The 10,546-nt window shown below is 67.7% G+C and carries 8 protein-coding genes; 5 read left to right on the top strand and 3 right to left on the bottom strand.

Annotated elements, in window-relative coordinates; all coding sequences use genetic code 11:
• Positions 1-371 precede the first annotated feature (371 nt).
• On the top strand, positions 372-1,250 hold the full coding sequence (locus ACGFYP_RS01250; RefSeq protein WP_393485206.1) for a hypothetical protein: 879 nt from the start codon (positions 372-374) through the stop codon (positions 1,248-1,250).
• A 20-nt stretch (positions 1,251-1,270) separates the two neighbouring features.
• Here ACGFYP_RS01250 and ACGFYP_RS01255 read toward each other — a convergent pair whose 3' ends face one another.
• Both ACGFYP_RS01255 and ACGFYP_RS01260 read right to left on the bottom strand, forming a co-directional pair.
• Positions 1,271-2,431: an aldose epimerase family protein gene (locus ACGFYP_RS01255; RefSeq protein WP_393485207.1), complete on the bottom strand. Its 1,161-nt coding sequence runs from the start codon at positions 2,429-2,431 to the stop codon at positions 1,271-1,273.
• 295 nt (positions 2,432-2,726) lie between these two features.
• Complete coding sequence (locus ACGFYP_RS01260; protein ID WP_393485999.1) at positions 2,727-4,205, bottom strand: non-reducing end alpha-L-arabinofuranosidase family hydrolase; 1,479 nt, start codon at positions 4,203-4,205, stop codon at positions 2,727-2,729.
• A 331-nt stretch (positions 4,206-4,536) separates the two neighbouring features.
• Here ACGFYP_RS01260 and ACGFYP_RS01265 point away from each other — a divergent pair, with 331 nt between their 5' ends.
• From ACGFYP_RS01265 to ACGFYP_RS01275, 3 genes are all read left to right on the top strand, one after another.
• Positions 4,537-5,550 carry a LacI family DNA-binding transcriptional regulator gene (locus ACGFYP_RS01265; protein ID WP_393485208.1) on the top strand — a complete coding sequence of 338 codons (1,014 nt, stop codon included), beginning with the start codon at positions 4,537-4,539 and terminating at the stop codon, positions 5,548-5,550.
• 515 nt (positions 5,551-6,065) lie between these two features.
• Positions 6,066-7,496 carry an endo-1,4-beta-xylanase gene (locus ACGFYP_RS01270; RefSeq protein ID WP_393485209.1) on the top strand — a complete coding sequence of 477 codons (1,431 nt, stop codon included), beginning with the start codon at positions 6,066-6,068 and terminating at the stop codon, positions 7,494-7,496.
• Positions 7,497-7,593: 97 nt separating this feature from the next.
• Positions 7,594-7,857 (top strand): hypothetical protein, encoded by a 264-nt coding sequence (locus tag ACGFYP_RS01275; RefSeq protein WP_393485210.1) that lies wholly within the window; start codon positions 7,594-7,596, stop codon positions 7,855-7,857.
• Between the two features lie 209 nt (positions 7,858-8,066).
• On the opposite strand, the gene ACGFYP_RS01280 is transcribed toward ACGFYP_RS01275, so the two are convergent.
• Entirely contained in the window at positions 8,067-9,083 is a 1,017-nt protein-coding gene (locus ACGFYP_RS01280) for a LacI family DNA-binding transcriptional regulator (protein ID WP_393485211.1), read from the bottom strand.
• A gap of 152 nt (positions 9,084-9,235) precedes the next feature.
• On the opposite strand from ACGFYP_RS01280, the gene ACGFYP_RS01285 reads away from it, so the two are divergent.
• Positions 9,236-10,543, top strand: coding sequence for an ABC transporter substrate-binding protein (locus ACGFYP_RS01285; RefSeq protein WP_393485212.1), 1,308 nt, complete (start codon positions 9,236-9,238; stop codon positions 10,541-10,543).
• Positions 10,544-10,546: the final 3 nt, after the last annotated feature.

Consider the following 10,546-nt stretch of genomic DNA (forward strand, 5'->3'; position numbering starts at 1 on the left):
CTGTGGCAGCCGTGCGACGGTAGCGGCTTGGCGGGACGCCCGGTTCGCGGGTGAAGGCACGGGAGAAGGCGGCCAGAGGCCCACCCCGAGCAGCTGATTCAGACCAGAACGCAGGACGGTGCCATACAGGACCTTCGGAACGTGTTACACGTGTAACACGCCAGCATCCACAGCAACCACGGAGGCTCCGGATGGCCTCGCGCCCGGGTCGAAGCTGCGGACGCGTCCCGCCCCGGCCTCTCCCTGTTCGGCGCGCTCGCGTCAGTCGGCATCGCGAGCGGGGGAACCGCCGTGCTCATGGTCCTGGTCGCCTGTCTGCTCAGCGCGCAGCTCTGCTTTGCGGACCCGCGCCGTTCCCGAAACTCCGGAGCGTGGATGTCCCCCTCACCCCAGCCGATGCCGCTGCCCTTCTCCTGGGCCGACCAGGAGCGACACCTCGTCAGCCACCTCTCGGCATCGCCGCGCACCGGATACCGCTGCGCAGGGATCTGCTGCTGGTGGTCACCGCCGACGAAGAGGCCGGCAGCCGGCTGGGGGCCTACTGGCTGTGGGAGAACCACCACGGTCTCCTCGAGGCCGAGTTCGCGTTCAACGAAGGCGGCGGGCAGCGTTTCCTGACACCCGGCGGCCCCGTCCACACCGTCCAGGTCGCCGAGAAGGGCAGCGCCCGGATGCGGATCACCGCGCGTGGTCAGGGCGGCCACGCTTCCGTCCCACGCTCGGACGCGGCCGTCCTCACGCTCGCCGAGGCCCTGCTCCGACTGCGCGCCTTCGCCCCCCGCTCGGTGCTGCATCCGACCGCGCGCCGCATGCTCGGCACGCTGGCCGACCTGCACCCGGGCACCGGAGCGCAGGCGATCGAGCGTCTGCTGAAGGCCCCGACCTGGGCAGCCGCGAACAGCCTGCCCATCGATCCGGTCCTGCGCGAGTTCGAACGCACCCGCGCACACCCAGCCGGCGGGCGCCTCGGAGGCCGACCTGCCGTACCCGGCCTGAACCCGACCGTCGGGGCGGGGCCCCACCGGCGGATCGCGGGTCTTCCCGGCGGCGGGGTGTCGACACCTGAACTGCTCCATGCGCACGAGGAGTTCCTCGTTCTCTCGGTCATCGAGGGCGCGGCGCGGAGGTCCCGCCGATGCCGCTGGACGCGCCGCCCACCGAGCGGGCGCAGTGCGGTGAGCAGCACGACGGCCGTGCCGACGGCCGGGGGGAGGAAGGCGACAGCCGAGGCGTCGAGGTCAGGCGGATGACCGCGGCGACGAACGGCCCATCAGCGGGCGGCGAAAGAGTGCACCGTCGTCGAGCGGTAGGTCTGTCCCGGGCGGAGCACCGTCGACGGGAAGGACGGCTGATTGGGCGAGTCGGGGAAGTGCTGGGTCTCCAGGCAGAAGCCGTCGCCCTGGCGGTAGACCTTCCCGGAGGTACCCGCCAGCGTGGCGTCGAGGAAGTTGCCGCTGTAGAACTGCACGCCCGGCTCGGTGGTCGCGATGTGCATCACGCGGCCGGAGACGGGCTCCGTCACGGTGATCACGCGCCGCGGGGCTTCGGTGGGGCCTTTGTCGAGCGCGAAGTTGTGGTCGTAGCCGCTGCCGAACAGGACCTGTGGGTGCGCCTCGCGGATGTCCCGGCCGATGGGCTTGCCGTTGCGGAAGTCGAAGGGGGTGCGGGCGACCCTGGCGAGTTCGCCGGTGGGGATGAGGGTGGAGTCGACGGGGGTGTAGCGGGACGCGGCGATCCTCAGGGTGTGGTCGAGAATGCTGCCGGTGCCCTCTCCGGCGAGGTTGAAGTACGTGTGGTTGGTGAGGTTCACGACGGTGGCCCTGTCCGTCGTGGCCTTGTAGTCGATGCGGAAGTCGCCGCGGGGCGTGAGCACGTAGTCGACCCGGATGCGCAGGGTGCCGGGGTAGCCCATCTCGCCGTCCGCGCTGACGTAGCGCAGGGTGAGGCCGGTGTCCGGCCCTTGCGCGTACGGCTCGACGTCCCACACCCGCTTGTCGAAGCCCTTGTCTCCGCCGTGGAGACTGTTCGGTCCGTCGTTGACGGGGAGTCGGTACGTGATGCCGTCGAGGGTGAAGGCGCCGCGCGCGATGCGGTTGCCGTAGCGGCCGATGATCGCGCCGAAGTACGGGCTGCCGGAAACGTAGTCCTCGAGGCGGTCGAAGCCCAGCGACACATTGGCGTACCGCCCGTGCCGGTCGGGGATTTCGAGGGACTGGACGATGCCGCCGTACGACAGCACGCGCAGCCGGGTGCCGCCTGCGGCGACCGTCCAGCGGTGGACGCGTCTGCCGTCGGACAGGGTCCCGAACAGCGCCTTCGTCGGCCTTCCGCCCACCGGTTCCGCGCTGCCCGCGGCGAACGCCGGGGCCGTCCCCGCGGCCGCGACTCCGGCGGCTCCCGCCGCCAACACCGTACGCCTGTTGATGGTCATGTCGATGGGGCTCCTTGAAGTAGGGTGTTCGATATTTCGTCACACGTTCGATATCGTGGCGCGACCGTAGTGACGCCGCGAGGAGCATGTCAACGGTCCGCGGGTGCCATATTTCTCATCCATCTCCCGTAGATGTCCGGGGTGTTGACGTGACGTCGAGGCGCTCGACGCTCTTCGGCGAGCGAAATCCCCAACGTCGTCCGGTGCGTCGAACCACTTGAGTCGCGGGCGGGCTCGGCCTTCCGCCGAGCCCGCCGTGCTTGCTCCGGACCGGAGCCGCACCGGTGACATGCCGTCAGCGCTGCAGCGTCAGCAGACCCGGTCGGTAGGGCAGGAGGCCGTAGTCGCCGCCCGAGTTGGGGCTGCGTCCCTGGTAGAGCAACTGCAGATTGCACGGGTCGACGGTCATGGTCTGATCGGGGCTGGTGCGGATCAGTTCGCCATGGCTGATGTCGTTGGTCCACGTGGCGCCGCTGTTGGCCTTGCCCGCGAAGGGGTTGCTCTCGGTCGCGGCCTGGGGTGTCCATGAGCCGTTCAGACTGGTGGCCGTGAACGAGCGGAAGTACCGGCCCTGCGAGCCGATCGCCTCGACGATCATGAGGTAGCGGTCCTGGCCCTGGAGCTTGTAGACCTGCGGGGCTTCGAACAGGTTGTTCGTCGTGTCGCTCATGATCACGGTCGAGGTCGTGCCGAAACTGCCCGGGAAGTTCCCGATCGGCATACTGGCCCGGTAGATCTTGCCGTTGTCACCGGCGAAGAACAGGTACATGTTCGTCCCGTCACCGATGAGCGTCTGGTCGATGGGTCCCGTCCCTGAGCCGGCGATGCTTCCGGAGAAGAGTTCCTGCTCCGATGACCAGCCGTTCGGGTTGGTGGGGTCGCTCGACGTCCGGTAGGAAAAGGCGGTCCTACCCCACTGGTAGGCGAGCACCCAGATGTTCTTCGGCGCGAAGTGGAAGAGCGTGGGCGCGACGACGGAAGTCGACATGGTGTTCTGGCCGGCCGAGCCCATCTCCGACCAGTTGCCGAACAGGCCGAAGTTCATCGAACCCCAGCCCGCTCCCGTTCCCGCGGCGCCGTGCGTCGTCGCATAGACGAGATGCTTGCCGTTGTAGGGGGCGACGGTGAAGTCCTTGAGCGAGGCCCAGCCCGACTTGGGCTGCGCCAGCGCGCCCGTCGATGTCCAGCGGTACGTCGACGGAAGAGTGCACTGGCCGGGGGTGCCGGCGCCGACCTTGACGAGCTGCCACTGCTGGTTGGTGCCGCCCCAGTCGTCGTACTGGACGATGTTCGCGTTGTCGGCGGTGGAGGCGCCCTGTACTTCGAGGGCCTTGTTGCTGTGGCGCGCGATGAGCCTCACGTAGCCGTCCGAGCTTTCGGCCGGCCGCCACTGCTGGTTGGTGCCGTTCAGGTCGGCCCACTGGACGATCGAGCCGCCGTTGGCGGTGGACCCGTTCTGGACATCCAGCACCTTGCCGGAGTGTCGGGATGTGAGGCGGTAGTAGCCGCCGCCGGAGTCGACGAACCGCCACTGCTGCTGGTTCTGATCGTTCCTCGTCCACTGGGTGATGCGGGCACCGTCGTTGGTTGCCAGGTTGTAGACGTCCAGGGCCTTGCCGCTGTTGCGGTTGACCAGCACGTACGAGGCGTTGGTGTCGATGGTCGTCGCCGCGCCGGCGGGCCGGGCACTGAAGAACGTGGCCAGGAGCAGTAAGGGCGCGAGGACGGCGAGCAAGCGTTTCAGGTGGACCGAGGAGGAATGGCGAGACCACATCAGAAGAGCTCCTTCGGGGGTGGGAGTGGCGATGTTCCACCACTCGAACGTCACCTTGCCGTCGGCCGCCGGCTTGCCGCCGGAGTCGTCGACGCCACAGGCCGCGGCCATGGGACGGACGGTTTCGCGTCCGAAAATGTTTCGAAATACTCTCGAATTCGGTGCTGCCACAAACTAGGAACGTGGGGCTTCTCGGTCAAGGCCTGTCGCCAAGTTATCTAGAAACAGCGGCTGTTCACTGGCTTGACAAGCAGTCGCGCCGACCAGAAACTCTTCGAAAGTTTGCGATACCTGTCGCCGGCCCCCAAGGCGTCCGCACGGAGGAGAGAGCTTGAGCGACCAGCGTCCGACCCTGGCCGTCATCGCCGCGGAGGCAGGGGTCTCCCAGGCCACCGTGTCCAAGGTGATCAACGGCCGCTCCGATGTCGCACCTTCGACCCGCGAACGGATCGAGGGCCTGCTGCGATCTCACAACTACCTCCCGCCCGGCCGGCAGGGCAGGGCCCGCAGATCGGGCCTCGTCGACCTGATCATCGGCGGTCTGGACAGTGCGTGGGCGGTGGAGATACTGCGCGGCGTCGAGGCCGAGTGCGCCCGGCGGAGCGTCGGCACCGTCGTGTCGCTCGTCCCGCCGGGCGAGGCCACGCCGTCGAGCTGGGCCGCACTGCCGGTCCTGCACCACAGCGACGGCGTCATCCTCGTCACCACCTCGGTGACCCACGCCCAGCGCGCCCAAGTCGAACGCGCCGGGGTGGCGCTGGTCGTCATCGACCCGATCGACCTGCCGGGCAATGGAGTGCCGAGCATCGGCGCGACCAACTGGGCGGGCGGCCTCGCCGCCACCGAGCACCTGCTGGAGCTGGGGCACCGCCGGATCGCCACGATCGGCGGGCGCAAGGAGATGCTCTGCAGCCAGGCCCGCATCGACGGGTACCGGACCGCGCTGGAGCGGGCCGGGATCGAGGTCGACCGCGACCTGATCCGGTTCGGCGACTTCCAGCACGAGGGCGGGTTCCAGGGCGCCCGGGAACTGCTCGCCCTCCCCGAGCCACCGACCGCCATCTTCGCCGGCAGCGACCAACAGGCGATGGGCGTCTACGAAGCCGCCCGGCAGGGCGGACTGAGCATCCCGCGGGACCTCAGCGTGGTCGGCTTCGACGACCTGCCGATGTGCGAATGGCTGTCACCGCCGCTGACGACGGTGCGCCAGCCGCTGGAGGAGATGGGCCGGCTCGCCGCCCGCACGCTGTTCCAGCTTCTGGAGGACCAGCCCCTGGTCAGCCCTCGGATGGAGCTCTCGACCGAACTCAAGGTCCGGCTCTCCACGGCCCCGCCCCGTCCCTAGGAGAGCCCATCGACCGGCCTCCGGGGCGCCGGACATCGGCGTCCCGAAGATGCGAACCGGACTGAATGCTCGCTTATGGCGGGATCTCTCCTCAGGAGCCGCCATTCACATCCAGCGCCCATTTATCGGCTCTGGCATCCGCGCCTGACCCGGATTCCTCTCTGTTTGTCCGAATGCGAATTCAATGGACCATCGAGGATGTCAACACGAGCCCGGTCAGGGCCTCCTCATCGAAAGATTTTCGATACTCCTTGATGCTGCCAGAAGCCGCTGCGGGCGCTTCCCTCAGGGGGACAATCCCGAAATTCTTTCGAAACTCTTGACATGTTTCTGCAGGGTTTCCACACTGAGTCACGAGGTGGTTACGCCCCTGTCCGAATTCCCGGGCACCCGCCTTGAAATCGATACGCCCTGGTGATGCGTGCCCTTTATCAAAGGGACGAGGGCGTCGTTCACGCAGATTCATTCTGCCGCGCTCAAATCCTTCCGTGATTTCCATCCCTGGAGGCTCATTCATGCGCTCAAGTACCATTCCACCGTCCACTGTCCGCCGGAAGATCGGCAGCCTCTGTGCGGCTCTGATCGTCGGCGTCCTCGGTTCGGCCGCCGTGCTGGTGGCGCCGCAGACCTCACAAGCCGCCGAGAGCACACTCGGCAGCGCGGCGGCACAGAGCGGCCGCTACTTCGGCACCGCCATCGCCTCGGGCAGGCTCAACGACTCGGCGTACACGACGATCGCGAGCCGCGAGTTCAACTCGGTGACGGCCGAGAACGAGATGAAGATCGACGCCACCGAACCCCAGCAGGGCCGGTTCAACTTCGCCGCCGGTGACCGCGTCTACAACTGGGCGGTGCAGAACGGCAAGCAGGTGCGCGGCCACACCCTGGCCTGGCACTCCCAGCAGCCCGGCTGGATGCAGAGCCTCAGCGGCAGCGCGCTGCGCCAGGCGATGATCAACCACATCAACGGCGTGATGGCCCACTACAAGGGCAAGATCGTCCAGTGGGACGTCGTGAACGAGGCTTTCGCCGACGGCAGTTCGGGAGCCCGGCGCGACTCCAACCTGCAGCGCTCCGGCAACGACTGGATCGAGGTCGCCTTCCGCACCGCGCGCGCCGCCGACCCGGCCGCCAAGCTCTGCTACAACGACTACAACGTCGAGAACTGGACCTGGGCCAAGACCCAGGCCATGTACGCCATGGTCCGAGACTTCAAGCAGCGCGGCGTGCCGATCGACTGCGTCGGCTTCCAGTCGCACTTCAACAGCGACAGCCCGTACAACAGCAACTTCCGCACCACCCTGCAGAGCTTCGCCGCCCTCGGCGTCGATGTGGCTGTCACCGAACTCGACATCCAGGGCGCCTCGGGCACGACCTACGCCAACGTGACCAACGACTGCCTGGCGGTCCCGCGCTGCCTCGGCATCACCGTCGACACCGACTCCTGGCGACCGGAGCACTCGCCGCTGCTGTTCAACGGCGACGGCAGCAAGAAGCCCGCCTACACCTCCGTCCTCAACGCACTCAACGCCGCCTCCCCCAACCCCAATCCGACCCCGACGCCCGGTTCCGGACAGATCAAGGGAGTCGCTTCGGGCCGCTGCCTGGACGTGCCCGGTGCCAGCACCACCTACGGCACCCAGCTCAACCTGTGGGACTGCAACAACCGCACCAACCAGCAGTGGACCCATACCGCCGAAGGCGAGCTCCGGGTCTATGGCGACAAGTGCCTGGACGCCGCCGGCACCGGCACCGGCGCCAAGGTCCAGATCTACAGCTGCTGGGGTGGCGACAACCAGAAATGGCGCCTCAACTCCGACGGATCCATCGTCGGCGTCCAGTCCGGCCTCTGTCTTGACGCCGCCGCCAACGGCACCGCCAACGGCACCCTGATCCAGCTCTACTCCTGCTGGAACGGCAGCAACCAACGCTGGACCCGCACCTGACCTGCCACAGCGAAAGGGTGAACCGATGAAGACCTGGGGTGCGGCTTCCCCCGCCCATCCACAAAGACATCGCGGGTGGTCCCGGTTAGCCGCCGTGGTGGCGGCGACCCTTGCACTCGGCATGCTCGTCGTGGTGAAGCCGACGCCCGCCGAGGCGGCGACGGCGGACACCCATGCCTGGTACGTCCTGGTCAACCGCAACAGCGGCAAGGCCGTCGAGGTGCATGGCGGCTCCACCGCCGACGGTGGCGCGTTCGACGGAAGCCACCTGCCCGGTCCGGTCGACGGCTCCCCCGACGAGAGCGGCGTCGCAACCTGGACCAAGAGAGAGATCTGGAGGTTCTTCGCACAGTTCCAGTGACACGCCCGCACCATGGAGTGGAGCCAGGATGATCCTGGCTCCACTCCATCGTCGTCTGCCTCAGGCCGAAGGACGGAGGAGCTCCTTCCAACAGGAGCGCATCTGCCCGAGTCGCACGGTGACCTGGCCGCCGAACCTCGGCGTACTCAGCCGTCCGGCACGGCGGTTCACGACGTCGATCCCGCGGATCGCGTCCCGACAATCGCCGACTACGCCGACGGCGGGGCGGTGCTCTTTCTGACGACGAGGCTGGTCGCGAGCTCCATGCGCGTCACCGAGGGCTCCCCCGCGCGCAGGCGGAGCAGCATCTGTACCGCTTCCTCGCCCATCTCGCGCAGCGGCTGGTGAATCGTGGTGAGCGGTGGGCTCGACCAGCGCGCAATCATCACGTCGTCGTAGCCGACGACGGACAGGTCCTCGGGCACGCGCAGCCCGCACACCCGGGCCGCCTCCATGACGCCGAGCGCCTGCAGGTCACTGCCGGCGAAGACGGCCGTGGGCCGGTCCGGCCTCTGCAACAGCTCCATCGCCCGCGCGTATCCCCCTTCGACGTGGAAGTCGCCGAACCGGACGAGGGAGGCGTCGTGCTCCAGGCCGGCCATGTTCAGGGCGGACCGGTAGCCGTCGAGCCGGGCCAGGGAACACAGCATGTCCTCGGGGCCGGTGACGATGCCGATGCGGCGGTGACCGAGGTCGATCAGGTGCCGGGTCGCGGCGACGCCGCCGGACCAGTTCGCCGACCCGACGGACGGCACGTCCGGTTCGGGGTCGCCCGCCGGGTCGACGATCACGAAGGGGATCGACCGCGCGTCGAGCTGCCGCTTGACGGCGTCGGGGAGCGAGGAGAACACCAGGACCACGCCGATCGGCCGGCGCTGCAGCACTCCTTCGATCCAGTCCGGCGCGGGGGCGTGCCGGGTGCCGCTCTCGGTCAGCACGACGCTCGCCTGGTGTGCCTTGGCGAGGTTCTCCACCCCGCGGATCAGCTCCATCGACCACACGCTGTCGAGCTCGTGGAAGACGAGTTCGATGAGGGGCGCCTCCCTGGCGACGCGGGTGGTCCGGCGGTACGAGTGCGCCTCCAGGAGTCGCTCCACCTTCCCGCGCGTAGCCGGTGACACGTCCTGTCGGCCGTTGAGAACTTTCGAAACTGTCGAAAGCGATACTCCGGCCTGCTGCGCCACCTCCGCCAGCGTGATTCGCCCGTTTTCCTCGCCATCTCGCATCTGAGCAGCATAAAGCACAGCTCCACGTGTCGACATAGTCACGCTTTGATAACTCTCCGTCGAAGGGTTGACCCCTTCATTGCAGCCACCTTAGCGTCCGGCAACGTGAAGTTTCGAACTTCAAGGCGAAACTCTTTCGAAAGGGTGAGGCGATGAAGTGGCACATACGGATCCTGAGAACCGCTGTCGTCGGCGGGGCGTCGCTGGCCATGGCCCTGTCCCTGGCGGCCTGCGGCGGCTCGGGGGATTCCGCCGGAGGCGGCTCGGACGAGATCCACGTCCTTGTGTACGGCGATGCCGGCAACAAGGTGGAGAAGCAGCTCGTCGACACCTTCAACAAGACCTCCAAGGTCAAGGCGGTCCTCGACACCATCCCCGGTGCCGACTACCAGTCCAAGCTGCAGACGATCATCAGCGGCAAGCAGGCGCCGGACGTGTTCTTCAACTGGGGCGGGGGCAGCATCAAGCCCTACGTCGACGCCGGCCTGCTCATGCCGCTCGACGACTTCATCGCCAAGGACCCGGGCCTGAAGTCCAACTTCCTGCCGTCGGTCTTCAACACCGCGGTCGTCGACGGCAAGCCCTACGGCATACCCATGCGCGGCACCCAGCCCGTCCTGCTGTTCAACAACAAGAAGGTGCTGGCGGAGGCCGGTGTCAACGCTCCGCGCACCTGGGACGAGCTCCTGGCCGCCGTCAAGGCGCTCAAGGCCAAGGGCGTCACCCCCATCGCGCTCGGCGGCGGCGACAAGTGGCCCACCCAGATGTGGTTCCAGTACATCTACGACCGGGTGGCCGGCCCCGAGCTCTTCAAGAAGGCCGTGGACGGGGACAAGAGCGTCTGGGCGAGTCCCGACAGCAAGAGGGCCCTCGGCATGCTCAAGGAGCTGATCGACGCCGGCGCCTTCGGCACCAACTACGACTCGGTCAAGTTCACCGACGGCGGCTCCCCCGCCCTGCTGGCCACCGGCAAGGCCGCCTTCGAGCTCATGGGCTCCTGGGAGTACTCCACCCTCCAGGACGCCTACCCGGACTTCGTGAAGAACGGCCTCGGCTACGGCGCCTTCCCGACCGTCGAGGGCGGCAAGGGCGACCCGGCCAACCTGGCCGGCAACACCAACAACTTCTACTCGGTCCTCAAGAACACCGAACACTCGGAGGCCGTGGCCGAGTTCCTGAAGCTCATGTACTCGGACGAGTTCGTCAAGAGCCAGCTCGGCATCGGCAACCTGCCCACCACCACCAACACCCCCCAGTTCCTGGACGGCTCCGCCAGCCCGGCCTACTCGAAGTACCAGTACGACCTGGTGAAGAAGGCTCCCGCCTTCCAGCTCTCCTGGGACCAGGCCTACCCGCCCGCCGCCACCACCACCATCCACCAGGCCGTCCAGCAGTTCTTCAACGGACAGACGGACCCCGACGCCTTCGTCGCCGCCATGCAGAGCCTGCCCGCGGCCTGACCT

Origin of the sequence: Streptomyces sp. NPDC048370 (assembly GCF_043200825.1) — a bacterium.
Taxonomy (GTDB): domain Bacteria; phylum Actinomycetota; class Actinomycetes; order Streptomycetales; family Streptomycetaceae; genus Streptomyces.